16 protein-coding genes are annotated in these 18,672 nt (G+C 70.0%); 7 read left to right on the forward strand and 9 right to left on the reverse strand.

Annotation, left to right across the window (positions count from 1 at the left end; all coding sequences use genetic code 11):
* Positions 1-1,788 (forward strand): TlpA disulfide reductase family protein (locus VGC13_RS00165; protein WP_331123158.1); only part of this gene is annotated, 1,788 nt, incomplete at its 5' end.
* 210 nt (positions 1,789-1,998) lie between these two features.
* On the opposite strand, the gene VGC13_RS00170 is transcribed toward VGC13_RS00165, so the two are convergent.
* The 7 genes from VGC13_RS00170 to VGC13_RS00200 all read right to left on the reverse strand — a co-directional run bounded on the left by VGC13_RS00170 (position 1,999) and on the right by VGC13_RS00200 (position 10,474).
* Complete coding sequence (locus VGC13_RS00170; RefSeq protein WP_331123159.1) at positions 1,999-3,261, reverse strand: M14 family zinc carboxypeptidase; 1,263 nt, start codon at positions 3,259-3,261, stop codon at positions 1,999-2,001.
* Positions 3,262-3,820: 559 nt separating this feature from the next.
* Entirely contained in the window at positions 3,821-5,008 is a 1,188-nt protein-coding gene (locus VGC13_RS00175; protein WP_331123160.1) for a ferritin-like domain-containing protein, read from the reverse strand.
* Positions 5,009-5,245: 237 nt separating this feature from the next.
* Complete coding sequence (locus tag VGC13_RS00180; protein ID WP_331123161.1) at positions 5,246-6,664, reverse strand: glycosyl hydrolase family 18 protein; 1,419 nt, start codon at positions 6,662-6,664, stop codon at positions 5,246-5,248.
* Between the two features lie 553 nt (positions 6,665-7,217).
* The gene (locus VGC13_RS00185) at positions 7,218-7,637 is read right to left on the reverse strand and encodes a hypothetical protein (RefSeq protein ID WP_331123162.1); all 420 of its coding nucleotides are present in this window, start codon (positions 7,635-7,637) and stop codon (positions 7,218-7,220) included.
* Between the two features lie 146 nt (positions 7,638-7,783).
* Positions 7,784-8,584 (reverse strand): trypsin-like serine peptidase, encoded by an 801-nt coding sequence (locus tag VGC13_RS00190; RefSeq protein ID WP_331123163.1) that lies wholly within the window; start codon positions 8,582-8,584, stop codon positions 7,784-7,786.
* A gap of 686 nt (positions 8,585-9,270) precedes the next feature.
* The gene (locus tag VGC13_RS00195; protein ID WP_331123164.1) at positions 9,271-10,164 is read right to left on the reverse strand and encodes a hypothetical protein; all 894 of its coding nucleotides are present in this window, start codon (positions 10,162-10,164) and stop codon (positions 9,271-9,273) included.
* 139 nt (positions 10,165-10,303) lie between these two features.
* Entirely contained in the window at positions 10,304-10,474 is a 171-nt protein-coding gene (locus tag VGC13_RS00200; protein ID WP_331123165.1) for a hypothetical protein, read from the reverse strand.
* Between the two features lie 159 nt (positions 10,475-10,633).
* Between VGC13_RS00200 and VGC13_RS00205 the strand changes: the two genes are divergently transcribed.
* The gene (locus tag VGC13_RS00205; RefSeq protein WP_331123166.1) at positions 10,634-10,996 is read left to right on the forward strand and encodes a cupin domain-containing protein; all 363 of its coding nucleotides are present in this window, start codon (positions 10,634-10,636) and stop codon (positions 10,994-10,996) included.
* Positions 10,997-11,110: 114 nt separating this feature from the next.
* Here the strand turns inward: VGC13_RS00205 and VGC13_RS00210 are convergent, their stop codons facing one another.
* Positions 11,111-11,611, reverse strand: coding sequence for a DinB family protein (locus tag VGC13_RS00210; RefSeq protein ID WP_331123167.1), 501 nt, complete (start codon positions 11,609-11,611; stop codon positions 11,111-11,113).
* A 245-nt stretch (positions 11,612-11,856) separates the two neighbouring features.
* Complete coding sequence (locus VGC13_RS00215) at positions 11,857-12,534, reverse strand: YbhB/YbcL family Raf kinase inhibitor-like protein (protein ID WP_331123168.1); 678 nt, start codon at positions 12,532-12,534, stop codon at positions 11,857-11,859.
* A 172-nt stretch (positions 12,535-12,706) separates the two neighbouring features.
* Here VGC13_RS00215 and VGC13_RS00220 point away from each other — a divergent pair, with 172 nt between their 5' ends.
* The 5 genes from VGC13_RS00220 (at position 12,707) to VGC13_RS00240 (ending at position 18,636) form a co-directional block, all read left to right on the forward strand.
* Positions 12,707-14,158 (forward strand): citrate/2-methylcitrate synthase, encoded by a 1,452-nt coding sequence (locus VGC13_RS00220; protein WP_331123169.1) that lies wholly within the window; start codon positions 12,707-12,709, stop codon positions 14,156-14,158.
* A 792-nt stretch (positions 14,159-14,950) separates the two neighbouring features.
* A complete protein-coding gene (locus tag VGC13_RS00225) occupies positions 14,951-15,475 on the forward strand; it encodes a DinB family protein (RefSeq protein WP_331123170.1) in 525 nt (174 codons plus the stop codon).
* 82 nt (positions 15,476-15,557) lie between these two features.
* Positions 15,558-16,823, forward strand: coding sequence for a trans-sulfuration enzyme family protein (locus tag VGC13_RS00230; RefSeq protein WP_331123171.1), 1,266 nt, complete (start codon positions 15,558-15,560; stop codon positions 16,821-16,823).
* Positions 16,824-17,247: 424 nt separating this feature from the next.
* On the forward strand, positions 17,248-17,763 hold the full coding sequence (locus VGC13_RS00235; RefSeq protein WP_331123172.1) for a hypothetical protein: 516 nt from the start codon (positions 17,248-17,250) through the stop codon (positions 17,761-17,763).
* A 102-nt stretch (positions 17,764-17,865) separates the two neighbouring features.
* On the forward strand, positions 17,866-18,636 hold the full coding sequence (locus tag VGC13_RS00240) for a rhomboid family intramembrane serine protease (RefSeq protein WP_331123173.1): 771 nt from the start codon (positions 17,866-17,868) through the stop codon (positions 18,634-18,636).
* The last annotated feature ends 36 nt before the right edge of the window (positions 18,637-18,672 follow it).

The raw sequence follows: 18,672 nt of genomic DNA on the forward strand, positions 1-18,672 counted from the left end.
CGCCCCGAGCTGCAGGCCTCGGCCAGCGAGCTGCGGTTCAGCCCCGAGCGCCCGGCGCCTGGCGCCACGGTGCGGGTGGAGTACCGCCCCGGCTCGCTGCTGCGGGGCGAAGACCAGGTGCGGCTTCGCGCACGGCTGCGCACCCCGTCCGGCGAGTCGTACCAGGCCATCCATGCGCGGCAGATGGCCATGCTGCGGCGCGAGGGCGACGTGTTCCGCGGCTCGTTCACCCTTCCCGACTCCGTCGTGTACGCCGCCTTCGCGGTGGAAGACCCCGCGGGCGCGGGGGTGGACGACAACGGCAGCCGCGCGTGGGAGCTGCTGGCGCACGGGCCCGACGGGCGGCCGCTGTACGTGTCGCTCACGCAGAGGATCAACGACCTGTACGGCCGCAACTGGCAGGAGGCGTACGAGACGGCGCGCCGGGCGGCGGGGCTGTACGCCGACACCGTGGGCGTGTGGAACCAGCTGTACTTCTTCGAGCGCAACGTGCTGGGCGACGCGAACGCCGACAGCCTGCGGGCCGGGCACCTGCGGCGGCTGCACGCGCTGGAGCGGACGCTCGCGGCCCGCCGCCCCGGCGCGGACGAGATGGCCATGATGATGTGGTACGCCAAGACGCTCCGCGACAGCACGGCCGCCGCCCGGTGGAGCCAGCGGCTGCTGGCCACGGACCCGGCCCAGCCCGAGGCCGTCCAGGAGCGCTCGGTGCGGCTGTACCGCGAGCTCCACGGGCGCCCGGCCGAGCTGCTGCGCGAGATGGACCGCATGTGGGACCAGGTCGGCCCCCGGCACGACTGGCAGGGGCAGGCGGGGTTCGACGCCGCCCGGGCGCTGAACGAGCCCGGCGCCGTCCTGCGCTGGGCCGAACGGTACCTGCACTTTCGCCCGGCGGAGCGCGCGGAGGTGGCGGGGGACGTCGGCAGGCTTCCCGCGCTGCGCGAGCACGCGCTCGGGTGGCTGCGGGCCGAGGCCGCGCGGCTGGACACCACGCAGGCGCGCGACCTGGCCCGGACGGTGGACGAGCAGCGCCGGGTCAACGCCAGGCACCGGGCGCGCGCGCTCGCGGCGGCCGGGCGCATTCTGCTGGACGCGGGCCGCACGCGCGCGGGACTCGACACGCTGGAGCTGGCCGCCGCGGCCGGCTGGGATCCCGCCCTGTTCTCCGCCATCGGCGGGGCACGGCTGGCGGCGGGCGACAGCGCGGGCGGGCTGCGCGTGCTGGCGCGCGTGGCGGCCGACCCGGGCACCCGCGCCGCGCGCGCCGACTCGCTGGCGCGGACCGCGGCGGCCTCGTCGCTGGCCGGGGCGTGGGAGGGGTGGATGGACGAGGCGCGCCGCGAGATGCGCGGGCGGCTGATGGTGAACGCGGTGTCCCGCCGCGTGTCCGGCCGGCTGGCGCTGCAGGACCCGGACGGCGCCTCGCGCCCGCTGGCGGAGATCGCCGCCGGCGGTCCCGCGGTGGTGGTGTTCTGGTCGCGGTTCTGCGGCCCCGCCATCGAGGCCCTTCCCGCCCTGGTGCAGATGCGCGAGCGGCTGGCCCGCCAGGGAGCGCGGCTGGTGGTGGTCGCCGACGAGCGGCCGTCGGACGCGTTCCGCGCCTTTCTCCGCGAGCGGGGCGTGGGGTTCACCGTCTACCACGACGCGCGCCGCGAAGCGTCGGTCGCCTTCGGCAACTGGGGCACGCCCATGTACTACGTGCTCGACGCGGACGGCCGCATCCGCTTCGAGCGCGTGGATCCCAGCGCGGTGCCGCGCCTGGTCGGGGTCCTGGGCTCGGAGGGCTGACCCCGGGGCGAAGAGCATCCCGGCTCCCATGATCCCGGATCCGGGAAAACAACACCTTTATAGGTACAGAGGAACAGAGTCAGACAGAGAAAGCGAGCTGAGATATCGTCTTGGTTCCTCTGTCTGACTCTGTTCCTCTGTACGATTATTCTTTTTCAGGATCTGGTATGAAAAACCGCGCTGGGTCGTGCGGAAGGCGCGGATCGGACACTACCTGCGCGTCACGCGGCTCGTTTCGTCCGTCGCCACCACGCCACGGGAGACGGTCATCACCTTCTCGCTCGCGGGGTCGGGGCCCACGCGGACGTCGAAGCAGGCGGGGCTCCCGTCGCCCAGCACGGGGCGCGAGCCGCCGTCGCCGCGCAAGGCCTCGGTGTGCGCGTGCAGAAAGAGGCCGCGGACGTCCACTTCTTCGCTGGCCGTGTAGCCGCCCAGGTCGCCGATGGACGCCACCTCTCCGTCCTCGCGCTGAAAGGGCACGGGGAACTCGATTCCCACGTCGGCCCGGTACGGCTCCAGTCCCGGGACGACGATCGTTCCTCCGCGCAGGAGCACGTCGAACACGGAGGTGTCGTCCTCGTCCAGCGAGTCGTACTCGTCCAAGGGGACGTCGGCGTAGCTCTCGTCGGCGATGGCCTCCAGCGCCGAGAGCAGGGCCGCGAAGCTCACCTTGCGCAGGAACTGCTTCTCCGGGTCGTCCTTCCACCCGCCGCACTCCAGCAGCAGGCTGCTGGTGCCCGAGCTCGCCATGAACTCTCCGGAGCCCTGCGGGTTGAACTCCTCCTGGAAGCGGCTGACGTGGCCCCCGACCAGCGGCCGCACGGCGCGGGCGATCACCCCGCCCAGCCGCTTGGCCCGCAGGCGCACGTCGTTGTCCCCCATCTCTGCGTCGAACGGGTTCGCCAGCAGGGCCAGGGCGGTGAGCCGGTCGCTCTTGCCCACGCGCTTGCGCGGGTCCTGGTCGTGAAGGTTCAACGCGAACGCCGGCCGCAGTTCCGTGTGCACGTCCCGCAGGGCACGCAGCTCGGGGGTCAGCCAGGCGTGCGCGTCGCGGTTGGGGTCCATCCCCTGCGCGTTCAGCCGCCGGAACCGCTCCGCGCCGTCCGGGTTCAGCATGGGGATGGCCACCACGCGCAGCCGGTCGTGCAGCCGCCGCACGCGGGGCTCGTCCGATTCGCGCCCCAGCCAGGCCAGCAGGTCGGCCAGCCCCATGGTGTGCGTCGATTCGTCCCCGTGCATCTGCGACCAGAGCAGCACCGGCACGGGTCCGCGGCCAAAGCGGACGGCGTACAGCGGCCGTCCCTCGGCCGAGCGGCCGATCTCGTCGCGCGACAGGTCCCGGGCCTCGTCCGCGATGGGTCCCAGCACCCGCCACAGCTGCTCGTGCGTGAACTTGCGCGACTCGAACGCCGGCACGCGATAGGCGTCGTGAAGCACCCCCAGCTCGGCCTCCGGCTCCTCGGCCACGCTCATGCGCCGCCCTCCGCGCGGGGACGTGTGCGCCGCCGCGTCGCGCCGCGCGGGAGGTGCCCTGCCCTTCCGATCCCCGATCCGCGTCCCATCATCCAATCCGCCGTGAGAGAAGACCCGAGGCCTCCGGCCATCGAAAAGTCAAAAGATCTCGGGGTACGTCCCTGAGCCTGAGAGGGTGATGCCAAACTCCCAAAGAAGCGATCACCTCTTGAGAGGGTGTTGCTCCCCCCCCAACCTCACGAAGAAGCGATGACTTCCTGAGGGAGCGCACCACGTACAACCCGATTCCACACAACCGCCTGCGCGCGACCGAAGGACCTCATCTCGGCGGCGCAGGGGCCAGATCAGGGCATGGGACCAGCCCCGTCGTTCTGCTGGCGAGGTCCTTCGGTCGGCGCCATGGTTTTTCGTACCCGCAGGGGGAGGAGCGGCGCCTCCCTCAGGAAGTCAAATCACGGGTCAGGCTTGGCAACACTCTTTGAGAAAGGGCACGGCGGGAGTGCCCCTCATCCACTCCCGCCGGCACCCGCCCCGCCATGGACCGGACGAACCACGCCGGTCAGCCCTCGCCGCCGCCCCTGCCGCGCCCCGACGATCCACCGGCCTTCGATCCCCCGCCGCCGGACGACCCGCCCTTCGCGGACGAGGAGCGCTTGGAGGCGGACGATCCGCCCCGGCCGGACGAGGCGCTTTCTTCGCCGGCGCCCTCGTCCGCGGCCATGCGCCGCAGCAGCGTCTTCGACGTCTTCTCCAGGAACGAGGCCATGGCCATCTCTTCCCGGAGCGACTCGTTCAGCAGCTGCGCGCACTCCTTTTCGCCCAGGGCGCCGGCGAGCGCGACGGCGCCGCGGTAGGCGGCGATCTCGTAGTGCTCCACCCGCAGGCCCGAGCCCAGGCCGAACGCCGACAGCAGCTCTTTAGAGGGCTTTTCCTCGCGCTTGTAGGCGTCGTGCTCCTCCTTGAGGCCCGCCGCCGCCTCGCACCGCACGGCGCGCGGCCGCTCGCCCAGCGCGGCGAACGCCTCGTTGAGCCGCTGGATCTGCCCCTCCGTCTCGGTGACGTGCTCCTCGACGCGCTGCCGGACCTCCGGGTCCTGCGCCTCGCGGGCCAGGGCGCGGGTGGTCACCAGGAACTGGCGCTCGGCGGAAAGCAGGTCCCCCAGGTCGTGCAGCAGCAGCCCGCGCATCCCGCTGCTCCCCGCCCCGCCGCCCCCGCGGCCCGCGCCCCCGCCCGAAGACTTCGTCCCGGTCTCGGCCGCCGTGGACGCCGTTTTCCGCGCGGAACCGCCGCCCTCCGTCTTGCGCGCCGATGCACCCCCCGACGCGGTCTTGCGGGCCGAGCCGCCCGCAGACTTCGAGGCGCCCGTGCGGCCGGACGTCTTTGCCGCCCCCGCGCTCTCCCGGCCGCCGCCTTCGCGGCCGCCCTCGTCCTCGCCGCCCTCCTCGCCGTCGTCGTCGCCGCGCGAGATCAGCTTGTTGAAGCGGTCCAGGTCTCCGCCGCCGTGGTCCATGTCACGGTGCAGAAACGCGAGCTGGTTGTCCTCGAAGCCCTGGAACCACTCGTCCCACTCGATCTGCTCCAGGCTTCCCTCGCCGGAAAAGCCGGGAAAGTCGATGCGGATGAGCCCCGCGTCGTTCTCGCCCCCCGTCCCCACCACGCGGGCGGGCCAGCCGCCGCGCTCCTCCACCCAGCGGCGGATGAAGTCGTGGTCCGTCGTCGTGTGCCCGCTGCGTTCCGTCTTTGCCATGGCCGCGTTTCCCCTGGGTTTCCGGTTGTCCGGGTGCGCGGCGGGGGCAGAACGCATGCCGCCGCCGCTCCAGGCCATGGTGCGCCGCCCGCTCCCGCTCCCGTGCAAGGCCCCCGCTCCGTCGGACGACGTTCCTGGCCACCCGGCGGCGACGGCCCGAACGTCGCGCGTCCTGGCGAAAAAACGCCGCCGGAGCCCCCCGCAAGGGAGCCCCGGCGGCGCACCATGTCCCCGAGATCAGGGGACGAACTGGATCTGGTCGATGTACACCGTGGGCTGCGCCCCGCCGGTGTTGTCGGAGATCGTCAGGTCGGTAAGCGCGTTGGTGGTGGCGCCCAGCGCGGTCAGGGGGATGCTCACCTTGCGCCACGTCCCGGCCGCCACCGATCCGCCGGCGATGTAGCCGTTGACCGGCACCATCGTCCGCCAGCCGCCCGTGTCGCCCAGCTGCACGATCAGGTTCTGCCCGCCGGCGGTGCCGCCGTGCACGTAGAACTCCAGCTTCGCGTTCCCCGCCAGGCTGACGCCGGTGCCGTGGTGCAGGTACAGCCCGCCCCAGGCCGCCGTGTAGGTGGCCGCGATGGACTTTGTGCCCAGGTGCACGGGCGAGGTGTTGGCGTAGTTCAGCGTGGTGCTCCACGACCAGTTGTCCCAGCCCGTGGTGCGGGCATCGTCGTACAGCACCTTGCTGGTGTTCATCGCATCGTGGATGGCGGTCAGCAGGCTGGCGCTGGCCAGGGTGGTGTCCTGCCCGATGTGCCAGATGCCCACGCCCGAGGCGCGCGAAAGGGCCAGGGCCGTCTTGCTCTTCATCGTGGCCACGCCGTTGTAGTGCCAGCCGTTGCTGCTGTCCTTGCCCGGGGCCGTGGCATCGTCGCGCACGATGAAGCGGTACTCCTTCTGGTGGTCCAGCCCGTCGTTGCCGTAAAACTGCACGCCCAGCACCGTCTTGGACTGCGCGAGCCCGCGCCCGGACCAGTAGTCCAGCGACGACACCGCGTGCGAGTACGCCGTGCTTTCGATGCTTCCGTCGTACGCCATCAGCACCATGAAGTCCACGTTGGAAAAGACGGACGTCTGGATGTGCTGGCCGAACCAGCCGTTGGCCGCCACCGCGGCGGTGAGCAGCTTGCCGCGGCTGTGCATGGCCGTGTCCAGCTCGGCCATCAGCGCGGCGTGGTGGCCGGCCTCGGTGGCGTCGTCGGGGAACTCCCAGTCGATGTCCACCCCGTCGAGCCCGTAGTTGCCGACGAACGTGACCATGTTGCTGACGAAGGCGGCCCGCGTGGCCACGCTGTCGGCCATCGGCTCGAAGTTGGAGTCGATGCTCGCCCCCCCGCCGCCCACCGAGATCAGCACCTTGGCGCCCGCCGCGTGCGCCAGCTGCACCACGCTGTCGAGCTTCGCGTCGTTGTCCATGGCGATGCCGGTCAGCCCGCCGGTGGGGGTGACGTCCACGAAGGCGTAGATGACGTGCGTCAGCTTGTCGTACGGAAAGGAGGCCAGCGACCGGTTGGTCCAGTTGGGAAGGTAGCCCACCACCCGCGACGAGGCGGCGTTCATGGCCCGGAGCGGCGGCCCCGCCGGCGCCGGGCCCGGCGCGGAGGGAGCCGTGGGCGCGTCGGTGCACGCCGCGAGGGTGGCGAAAAGAGCCACGGCAAAGAATGTCCCGCTGTTCCGCATACGACCCCCGGCGTAAAGAGTACCCGCGCCACGGCGATCCATCGTCCGCGCCGTGGTGGAGCACCGGGCAATATGCATGCTACAAAGAAGAACAACGCGCGGTGCCGCAACGGGTTGTGCGAAAGGTGAACGCCGCGTGTTTCCAGCGGCGGAAGGAGGAGAGAGGCGGGGCGGCGGATTCGGCAGCAAGTGTACAGCTGGCGACGCGATTCGGACCCCTGGCGCGGGCGAGCCCACGACGCCGGACCTGCGTGGGCGCCCCGCCGCCGATGTTGCTCCCGCGGGCCCGCGGAATGAGCTTCGGTGCAAAGCGTTCCTCCACGCATGATCGCACAGCCGCCGCGGCTGCTTCGCTCATTCCTCGGTCACGCGCGAGCCGGCGCACCGCCTCCATCGCGCCGCGCTTGTAGACCGCGCGCACACCAGTTCGTCCCGCCATCACCACAGAGCGGCCGGGGTGGACGTTGGAACATAGCATCGCTGCACCCACAGTACTCGACTCTCGGTCAGCCCGCATTTGAACGTCTCATCCAGTGACCGCGCGCAAGGTTGTCACCAGTATGACCGCACCCAAGATCATGATGAAGAGGTGCGGCCCCAACCAGAGCGCGTGGACCGGAACGGGCCGCAACCAAGGCGCATCCCGCTTCCACCGCTCATCGGCCTCAGCCTTCAATTCCTCGATTCTGGCGTCTGGTAGCTTCGCCGCCAGCGCCTTTCGAAAGGTACGTGCTCGCTCCTTGTGCTCCACATACAACTCGTAAAGCTTGGCAACGGACGCAAGACCGACGAAGCCCACAAGCATGAGCAGGATACCGAGACTCCAATGCGGGCGCTCGTCGTTCTTCCACTGCACCGCGGCAAGCGCGAGTACAGCGCTCGCAAGCGTCAGGAGTACGCTCGTGATGGTCGAACGCTGAGTCTCGACGTGTCGGACGTGCGTCATGTACTCAGCGTGCATGCGCCAGAGCACTTCGGAAGAGGCGTCCATGTTTAATGGGGGCGTTGTGGGCATCTATCTATGGACTTACTAAGCCCATATTCCAGGTATGTGCAATCGTGTCTACGCCATCTGTTCGCCCTCCGGGTAGATCATGGCTCACCCGATCCGGCGGGGAGTTCCGTTTTCCATCGACGAATATTCGCAAGTGTTTGCGGCGATATCCTCGCAGCTGTGTCAGCAGCTACATGGATGCCCACAAGAATAAACTTGCCATCACGAACAACCCACACGGGTCCGCCACTGACACCGCGTTCCGTATTGAGTTCATATTCGAAAGTATCTGTAGTAACATTCCGCACAATCGTGCGGCCATGATAAAGTATACTGCCGTCGTTCGGATTCTCGGCAGAATATCCCGCGACCCAGACGGTGTCTCCATCAACAAGTTGAAGGCTCCGTTCGTCTGGGAATTCGAACGCGGAACTCCACGGCACATGATTCGTCAGGCTAACTAGCGCATAGTCGCGGCCATACACATGGTACTCGTAGTCCGGCGGATTGCGCACCTGTCGCTTGCGGTCAAAGCCGGACCGTAACTGCCATAGAGGATTGTCGGTGGTCCGGCCAGCAAAACCGACACCACATTGCACCCAACGGTCGCTGACGACAGACCATGGCGCGCTCGGACTCGCGTAGTTATGCCCGGCTGTTAACAAAAGATTGTTGTCAAGAAGGGCACCTGACGATACAAATCCGACGCGCCAAAAAAAGACACGCGTTCGCACGGTCGATGACCGGCACATGCTGTGATATGGCGCCCGCATCGTGTCGGCTACGGGAATCATCTCCCCGATTGCAGGGATGCTTTCGCCCGCCGGAACTGGTCCGTTTGGCTGGTAAACCTTGGCGCAGGACGGAAGGAGCGTGGTGCAGATAAGCACGAACGCCATCCTCATCACCCCACGCCGCAACGCAGCTTCATTACCTCTCATATTGCGAACTCCGTATTAGCGCGGTTTGCGATCTGGTTTGCAGTCGATAGGCCGCGTCGATCTCGCGAATTTCCACGGTTTGCGCCCGGCAGGCGACTACAGACTGCCCTGCAAACCGCTCTAATGTGATCTTCGATGTCGGAACGTCGCCACGACATCCGCCTAGGAGTTACACGATGTGCTGCAGTGAACGTTCGTCGTGGTAGTAACCCGCCCAACTACCAAGTATGTAAATCGATTCCGATAAGCACGCAAGCGTCTTGCTGCGACGGCTCGGCGTAGAGTGCTCGGCAACGCAGCAGTCTGGATGTGATTATGAGGGTAGCGCAGCCCACCTTGAACAGCGAAACGGCGAAGCAGCCGCGGTCACCGTCGTCACGGCTGCTTCGCTCGTCCCTCGGTCACGCCGCGAGCCGGCGCACCACCTCGGCCGCGTCGCGCTGCAGGCCATCACACACCAGTTCGTCCCGCCGATCGCGCACGTCCACAGCGGTCCTTCTCGCGCTGGCGACCTTGTACGCGGGCTGCGCGGCGGGTGCGGGCGTATTGGAATCTGTAAAGAACCGGCAGCGTGGTGCGGCTCGCCCGAGATCGCATCCGCGGCGACAGAGCCGATCGCCGCGCAGGCCGGGGGCTGTACCGAACTAATCCCGCGTGGGTGCCGGGCGGGGCGTCGCCCGGAACGCGGCCTTGCGCATCTCCGAGTCAGGGACCGCCGCCACAATCAGCACGGCGGACCACGCAGCGCCGTTGCTGTCGCGGTAGTGAAACGTGTGCACTGCCCCGCCCCTGCTGATCGCGGGCCGGGCCGCCCGTGTCCACCCGGCCCGGCGCAGCTGGGCGGCATAATGCGCCGCCAGCGCCGCGGCCGGCATCGGCGTCCGCAACTCCGCCGTCGTTTCGTACGATCCCTCCGCGATGTTCAGGTGGTTCCAGGAAGAGCGGACGGCCCTGGGCGCGTAGAGCACCGGGATCGGCGAGTGCTGTGTAGAAGTCATTCGCATCCACTCGTGGCTCTGCGCGCACAGCGTGGGATTGCGGTTGTTCTCGTATTGCAGCAGGAGATTGCTCCCTCCTTCGCTACGGCCCTGGACCGTAAGGGTCATCCTTTCGCCGCCGCGGCAGAAAACCGAGTAAAAGAGCCGCGGCACCGACCTCAGGGCGAACATGCGCGGCGACGGCTCGTCCCGGAACCCGCCCGGGCTTTCGATCCGCTCCGTATTCTCCCACCCCGCCTGGAGAAGCGAGCGCTGGGCGGCGGCCATCGCCGTGTCCCTCTCCTCAGGCACGGCGGCCGCAACATGCACCCCGCCCGAATGGAGCGGCTCCGTCCTGCCCCCCAGGAGCCGTGCATTCGGCGGCAGCACCCCGGCGGGAAAGCCGTCCGGAAGCCGTCCCACCCAGACCTCGCCCGGACCGAGCAGTGCCGTGACAAGCTCGCGGCCCAGGGCGTCGCCGTCCGGCTGCTGCGCCAGAGCGGGCATGGCGGCCAGCACCGGGAGGGCGAGAACGGCGATGATCGAGCAGGTGCGTCGCATGGTGGTTTCTCCGTTGGAGCAAAGAGGGGGTGTGGATTACGGGAGCGGGGTAGCGGAGCGGTACCGTCGCGGCCGGGCGGTCGGTGGAATCTGCGCCAGCCGCGGCGATCGCCGCCATGGCTGCTTCGCTCGCCGTCGATCACGCAGGGAGCCGGCGCGCCACCTTGACCGCGCCACGCTTGTAGACCGCCACGCACATCAGCTCGTCCCGCGGATCGCGCACCTCCCACCCGCGGTCCTTCTCGCGCTCGACGACCTTGCAGGCGGCGCGTGGCGGTGCGGGCGCGTTGTCATGCTGCTTCCTAGCCATCGTACCGTCCCCATCCTCAACAACGCGCCAGCCGTCACGTCCGGACGGGTCAGAACACGCGAGGGAAGGACGTTGCCGAAAGGGTGGCAACGCGCCGCGCATTCCTGCGCTCCGCTGAACCGTCCACCCCCAAAATCAACCATCCTCCCCTGGACGAGCATGCAAACCTATCCACTCTCGGCTCCCATCGCCGACCACGAGCTCATCGACCTGGGCGACCCCGCCGGACTGGGCGGCGACGTGGTGAGCGGCACGCCCCGCATCTCCGCGCGCGTCGACTTTCAGGACGGCGGGATGATGGCCGGCATCTTCGAGGCGACCACCGGCACCGTCCGCATCCACTTTCCCTTCACGGAGCACGCGACCATCCTGGATGGCGAGGTCACCATCACGGACGAGGCCGGCAACGCGCACACCTACCGCCCCGGCGACAGCTACCTCATCCACCAGGGACAGGTGGTGTTGTGGGAGGTGGCGGGCCCGCGCGTCCGCAAATCCTTTTTCAACCTGGCGCGGAGCTGAGCATCACATCACTCCTCCGCCGAAACCGCGGGGAACACTCCAGGCCCCGCCGGCTACGTACCGGCGGGGCCTGTTTCCATGCGATCTCCGGGACGGGCCGCCGCCCGCCGCCGGCTACTGGACCGCCGGGCTCAGCAGCCAGTCGTGCTCCCACAGGCCGCCGTACCCGTGCTGGCGGAGCACCATGGCCACCTGCGCCCAGTGGCGGATGCCGTGGACCAGCGAGTGCACCAGGACGGTGTGCGCCCGCGACTCGATCCGGCCCAGCTTCCGCGTTTCGGAAACCAGGACTCGATCCAGCGCCTCGGCCGACGCGCCCGCGAGGTAGCGGCCGCGCGTCGCGTTCGCCGTGCGGTGGATTTGCCAGAGCTGCTCGACGGTTCCGTCCGCCAGCTCGTCGTATCCGCTCACCGGCTCGCCCACCAGGCGCTGGGCGTAGCGCAGCTCCACGGCAAAGATGTGCTTCACCAGCGTGCGGACCGTCCCGTCGGCGCCGGCGCCCAGGGAAAGGTCCAGCACCTCCGGCGGCGCCGCCTGGAACCACTCCCTCCACCGCTCCGTCTCGTGCTCCACGTACCCCGCGAGCGCGCTCAGCTCCAGTACCTGCGCCTGCATCTGCTCAACCTCCGCTGGGGAATCGAATGCCTCGCGCGTAGCTTGGCGCGCGGAATAGGGAATAGGGAATAGGGAATAGGGAATAGGGAATAGGGAATAGGGAATAGGGAATAGGGAATAGGGAATAGGGAATAGGGAATAGGGAATAGGGAATAGGGGTGGGTGCCGGCACCGCCTACTCGGGTGGCCGTTTGGATCCACGGTACGTTTTGGCCGTGGATGCCCCGGCCGTCCAGGGGTCGCCATCAGTGCGTGCCGTCGCGCGGAGCCTGCACCGCGACGGGCCGGGCGTATCGCGCGATCAGCGATGCCGTCGCCAGCGTGTGCGTGTGCAGCAGATAGCCGATCAGCGCCGGCGTCGCGTCCGGTGGTGCATCCAGGCGATCCGTCCCCAGCGCGTGCACGGTGACCAGGTAGCGATGCGGTCCATCTCCGGGCGGAGGACAGACACCCGCGAACCCGCGCGTTCCCAGGTCCGTGCGCGCCTGCACGGCTCCGCGGGGGAGTCCATCGCCGGCCGCGCTCTCCTCCCCCCGCCCGGCACCGGCCGGGAGCGAGGTCGCGGTGGATGGGAGGTCATGGACGATCCAGTGCCAGAATCCGCTCCCCGTCGGCGCGTCCAGGTCCAGGATCGTGACGGCGAAGCTCTGCGTGCCCGGGGGCGCCCCACGCCAGACCAGGGCGGGAGACTGGTTGCCGCCCGCGCAGCCGAACCCGTTCGCCTCCTGCCGGGCGGAGAACGCACCGCCGCCGTCCACGTCGGGGCTGGTAAGCACGAAGCCGGCGCGCGGCATGGCCGTGGAGCGGACCTCGTACCGGGGACCGGGCGGGCTCGCGCCCTGTGCGTGCGCCGCCGACGCGCTTGCGACGACGAGGAGCGCCTGGTGGAGCGCGCGGCGGGATCCGTGCTTGAAACCTGGCATGATCGAGCGGGATGAGAGTGGATGCCGGGCGCCCTTCCCTGCTGCTTCGGGCGCGGCCGGCGGACCGGCCGCGCACGAAGCGCATCACGGGAGGCGCGGGACATCCCAAGCATCACCACGAACAGGTTGATTGCGCCATCAACCTGTGTGCACCCACCCTTTGAGAGCGACCATGAGCAAGCGCTCCCCGGATCCCCAGAACAGCGCGATGCAGGCTCCCCGACCCGACGACTTGTCCGGAGAAACGTTGTCGGCCGCCCACGCGGCCCGCGAGCTGGGCGTGGCCCGGCAGACGATCTACGCGTACGTCAGCCGTGGCCTGCTTGCGTCCGTCGCCGATCCGCAGAACCCGCGCGCCCGCAGGTACCCGGCGGAGGGAGTGCGCCGGCTCGCCGCGTTCCGGGCCGCGCGCCGCGACCCGGCGCTGGGTGCGCGCGCCGCCGCCCGGGGGGCCCTGGCGTGGGGCGAGCCGGTCCTGGAGTCCGCCATCACCCGGATCGCCGACGGACGGCTGTACTACCGCGGACACGACGCCGCGGCGCTGGCCGAAGCGGCCGCCACGCGCCGCACCCCGGGCGGCGGCTTCGAGCGCGTGGCCGAGCTCCTGTGGCGCGGCGTTCTCCCCGGCTCGCTGGCCACCGACGCCGCGCCCGGGCGGCTGCGGCCGCTACTGGCGAGCCTCGCCCCCACGCGGGAGCTGCTGGACGCGGCGACGCCGGTGCAGGCCGCGCGTATCGTCATGTCGTACGCCGAAGCGTCGGACCCCGGGGCGGGCGAACTGGACCCCGCGGCCGTGGTCCGCGTGGGACGCGACGTGCTTGCGCTCGTCAGCACGCTGGCGTGCGGCGCGCCGTACGACGCGGCGGCGGGCCCCGCGGGAGGCAGCATCGCGGCGCGGCTCGCGAACGCCTGGGCCGCCGGGCCGCAAAGCCTGGACGAAGCGGTGGACCTGCGCGCGGTTACGGGCCTGATCGACGCCGCGCTGGTGCTGCTCGCCGACCACGAGCTGAACGTGACCGCGTTCGCCACCCGCGTGGTCGCCTCGGCGGGTGCCTCGCCGTACGCGGCCCTGGCCGCCGGGCTGGCGTCGCTGGAGGGCACGCGCCACGCCGGCGACAACCGGTTCGAGATCGTCCTGCGCGAGGCCGAGTCCCTGCTGGAGCCCTGGACCCCGTCCGGCGGGGACGACCAGCCCGCGGCGGAGCCGATCCGCGCGTACGTGGCCCGGCTGATCCGGCAGCGCGGAAAGGTGCCGGGGTTCAGGCACCCTCTGTACCCCGACGGAGATCCGCGGGCGGCGCTCCTGCTCCGTCTGATCCGCGAGCGCTTCGGCGGGCCCGGGCGCTCGCGGACCCTCGCCGCCGCCGACGCGCTCGCCGCGGCGGTGGAGGAGATGGAGGGGACCCGCCCGTCCGTCGACTTTGCCCTGGTCACGCTCTGCCGCCTGATCGGGGCGCCGCCAGCCGCCCCGCTCGCGCTCTTCGCGGTCGGGCGCACCGCGGGGCTGGTGGCGCATGCGCTGGAGCAATACCGGACCGAGCGGTCGCTGCGCCCGCGTGCCCGCTACGTGGGCGTGCCCCCGCTCGACCCGGCCCCTCCCGCCCCGGAGAAGCGGCGTGGCTGAGACCCGCCACCCTCAGAGGGTGTTGCTGAACCGCTGAACCATCAAGCTCCGCAACGAAGCGGTGACTTCCTGATGGGGTGTTCAAGAATCCCTGCGCTCGCGCCGGTATGTCATTTCGAAGGAGGCGCCACACCGCACCATCGGCTCGCACGAAATCCGGCGCGCCGACTGAGAAATCTACTGTCTGCTGCTGGTGCCCCGCTGCACCGCTCCGGCACTGGCCCTATCCGCCCGTGTCGTAGCCGCAGGTAAGCACGGGCTGCCGCGTCTGCCCTCCAGCAGTCCGACAGGGGATTCCTCGGCCCTGCAACCTCTGGTGTGAAAGCAGGCTACGGCGTGGCCGGGCCTCGGAATGACAGATTTGATGGATCTGCCTGATGCGCAGCGTCGGATTCTTACACGCTCTCAGAGGGCGTTGCTGAACCTCACATTCGCCACAGAGCGGTGACTTCCTGAGGGAGCGCATCACGTCCAGCCAGAAATCACACTGCAGATTGCGCGCGACCGAAGGACCTCGTCTCGGTGGCGCAGGGACCAGATCAGGGCACGGGACCAGCCCCGTCGTTCTGCTGGCGAGGTCCTTCGGTCGGCGCCAGGGTGCAGCGTACAAGCGAGTTCCGGGGGCGGCGCCTCCCTCAGGAAGTCAATCACTGGAGGTTTGGCAACACCCTCTCAGAAAGTCAATCGCGGGGCGAGGTTTAGCAAACCCTCTCAGCCTCAGGCGAGGCCCCGCGAGGGAGCCCGTCATCCACCGCGCGGCGGCCGACCCGCCGCGCACCACCGCCGACCACGATGAGCTTTGACCCGAGCGCCGGGGTGCCCGTGCTGGAGCGCACGCCGCGCGTGCTGCGCGCGATGCTGGATGGGCTGCCGCCGGAATGGATCGATGCGGACGAAGGCGCGGGAACCTGGAGTCCGTTCGCCATCGTGGGCCACCTGGTGCACGGCGAGCGCGCCAACTGGATCCCGCGTGCCCGGATGATCCTGGAACACGGCCCCGCGGTGCCGTTCCCGCCGTTCGACCGGGAGGCGCAGTTTCGCGACAGCGCCGGCAGGCCGCTCACCGGGCTTCTCGACGAATTCGCGGAGCTGCGGGCCGCCAACCTGGCGACGCTCGCCTCGTGGCGGCTGGACGAGCGGCAGCTTCGCCGGGAAGGGCTGCACCCGGAGTTCGGGCTCGTGACGCTGAACCAGCTGCTGTCCACGTGGGTCGCCCACGACTTGGGCCACGTCGCGCAGACCGCGCGGGTCATGGCGAAGCAGTACCGCGAGGCGGTGGGCCCCTGGCGGGCGTACCTCCCGGTCCTGGACCGGTAGCCGGGCCCGCGCCGAAGCGCGCTCGAAGCAGGAAGCAGGCGGGGCCGGGCGCCCCACGGTTTTCACCTCCACAGGGCACAACATGGACACCACACGACCGGCCGGCGCCATCGAGCCGCCCCTGGCACCCGAGACGCTGGCCGTGCACCCGTGGGCGACCGCGGAAGGCCGGTCCAGGGCGCACCGTACGCTGAACGCCCCCCTCTTCCTCACGACGCAGTGGGAGGGCGGCGACCTGCCGGAGTTGGCGGATCACTTCGCGCGCGATCCGGACCGCGGGTTCTACACGCGCTTCGGACACCCCACCATCCGCCTGGCGGAGGAGCGGATCGCCGCGCTGGAGGGCGCCGGAGACGCGCTTCTCTTCTCGTCCGGGATGGGCGCGATCAGCACCTCGCTGCTGGCGGTGCTCCGCATGGGGGACCACGTGGTGGCGCACCAGGCGATCTTCGCGCAGACCATCCAGCTCCTGGAGCACCTATCGGCGTCCGCGGGCGTGGACGTGGACTTCGTGGACGCGGCGGACCCGCGGCAGGTGGCGGCCGTCATCCGGCCCAGCACCCGGCTGCTGTACCTGGAGACGCCTTCCAACCCCGCCATCGACATCCTGGACGTCCAGGCGCTCGCCGCCATCGCGCACGCCCACGGCGCCCTCGTGTTCGTCGACACGACCTTCGCCGGACCGATGATCCAGCGGCCCCTGGCGCTGGGTGCCGACCTCGCGCTGCAGTCGGCGAGCAAGTCGCTGGCGGGGCACGCCGACGTGCTCGCGGGCGCGGCCGCGGGGGCCGCCGCGCTGATTGCGTCCATCCGCAAAATGCGCGTGCTCACCGGCCCCAGCCTGGATCCGCACGCGGCCTGGCTGCTGCTGCGGGGCATGCAGACCCTTCCGCTCCGCGTGCGCGCCCAGTCGGAGACGGCCGGCGCCGTGGCGCGCCAGCTGGAGGCCAGCCCGGCGGTGTCGCACGTTCGCTATCCGTTCCTCCCCTCGCACCCGGGACACGACGTGGCGCGGCGGCAGATGGACCTTGGCGGCGGGATGGTGTCGTTCGCGTTCCGCGGGGGGCTGGAGAGCACGCGCCGCTTCGTCCGCGCGCTGCGCTGGATTCCGCTGGCCAGCAGCCTGGGGAGCGTATACACCACGCTGGAAGTGCCGGAGGAGCTGGACTTCGCCACGGAAGAGATCGGCGACCGCGCCGCGTGGTTCGCGCTGCCGCCGGGGCTGGTGCGGCTTTCCATCGGCGTGGAGTCGGCGGCCGACATCGAGCGTGACGTCCAGCGGGGGCTGGACGCCGTGGAGGAGAGCATCGGCCGTGCAGGGGCGGCAGATCATGGGTCAGCGGGGTGAGCACCCCATCCATCGCCACGGCAGGGTACCCGGCCAAGGCAAAGCAGAGGGTAGGCAGAGGGGGAGATCTGGCAGGGCGCCATCCGCGTTTTCGAGGGAGGCACCCCTGCCGCCGGAGCGCCGCGGGAGCCAGCCGTCACCGATACCCGCCGCGCGATCGGGTGGACTCCCAGGACGCACGGAAAGTGGAGGCGACGCCCTGGTCCAGCGGACGCACCGGCGCTCCCTTCCAGCTCAACGGCGAGGCCGGCTCGTGGAAAGACGCGCGGCAGGTGGAGGCGGCCCGCCGGCTGCGGCGCGCTAGGGGGAGGGGGAAAGTGCGAGAGTGCGTGAGTGCGGCACGACGGCAGGCCCCGCCGCGTGACGCACCTGCGGCGTTGCCTGCAACCAGATCTGCGATGAACCATTTCTCTGCATCCGCCACATGCGGCTGTTCCTGCTGAAGCTGTTCGCGACCGCGGGCGTATCCCTCCTGCTGGCGCTTCCTTTTGTCGATGCCGATGCGCGATCCGGCGTTCTGGCCTCCGTGGCCCGGATCGGCCTCCCCGCGCTCCTGGTGTCGATCGCGGTCTTCCTGATCGCGGTGGCATTCTACTGCCGGTCGCTCCAGACGTGCCTGGAGCGGATCCGTCCCGAGGCACGCGCCGCGAGCCCGCGCTCGGTGTGGCTCATGTTCCTGATCCCCTACAACTTCGTGGAGGACTTCTTCATCGTCCGCAACGTCGCGGCGTCGTTGCGCGCGGAAGCGGCGGTGAACCCGGCGCTGGGGCAGATGCGAGGCTCCGGCACGGTCTCGGGGCTGGGGTGGTGCACCGCGCAGATCGTCTCCCTGGCTCCGAACCACGTGGGAGAAGCCGCGGGCGCGGTGGCGCTCGTGCTCTGGCTGGTCCACTGGCGGTTCATCGCCCAGGTGAACCAGCGGCTCCGGCCGCGGAGGTAGCCGGCCCGCCGGTGGGATGTCGGCGGCACGCTACCGCCGCGGCGTGCCGCCGGGCTATCTTTCGTGCGGAAGCCAGGACCCATCCCCCGGAGACCAGATTTCGTGACACCCGTCGTCCGCGCACTGCTCATCGCCAACGTCGCCGCGTTCTTCCTGCAGCAGGCGCTGCCGGAACTGGCGAACGCGTTCGTCTTCGTGCCGGGGCTGGCGCTCGTGCGCCCGTGGTCCGTCGTGACGTACATGTTCCTGCACGGCGACCTGATGCACCTGCTGTTCAACATGCTCTCGCTCTTCTTCTTCGGGCCGCGCGTGGAGGAACGCATCCTGTCGCGCCCGTTCGCCATCCTGTTCTTTCTGAGCGGCATCACCGGCGCGCTGCTGTCGGTGGTCTTCTCCCCCGGCTCGCCGATCATCGGCGCCTCGGGCGGCGTCTTTGGCGTGATGCTGGCGTTCGCCTGGTTCTGGCCGCACGAGAAGATCTTCATCTGGGGGGTCCTGCCGGTGCCGGCCCGGATTCTGGTGATCGTCACCACGCTGTTCGCGCTGTGGAGCGGCTTTGGGGGGATGGGCGGCGGCATCGCGCACTTCGCGCACCTGGGCGGCTACCTGGGCGCGTTTCTGTACCTGCGCTGGCTGGACCGCAAGCGCACCGCGTTCAAGCGCCAGGCGACCGCCGCCCCGCCCGACGCCGTGCGGCGCGTGGCCGGCTACCGGGCCATCGACCTGGCGTCGGTGCACGAGGTGAACCGCGGGGAGATCAACCGCATCCTCGACAAGATCAGCGCGCAGGGGCTGGGATCGCTCACGCCGCGGGAGACCACCTTCCTCTCCAGCTTCGTCCCGCCCGACGACCCGGCGCCGCCAAAGACGTGATCGGGCCGCGGCCCGTGGCTGCCGCGCTGGCGCCCG

It is taken from the genome of Longimicrobium sp. (genome assembly GCF_036399255.1).
GTDB lineage: Bacteria > Gemmatimonadota > Gemmatimonadetes > Longimicrobiales > Longimicrobiaceae > Longimicrobium.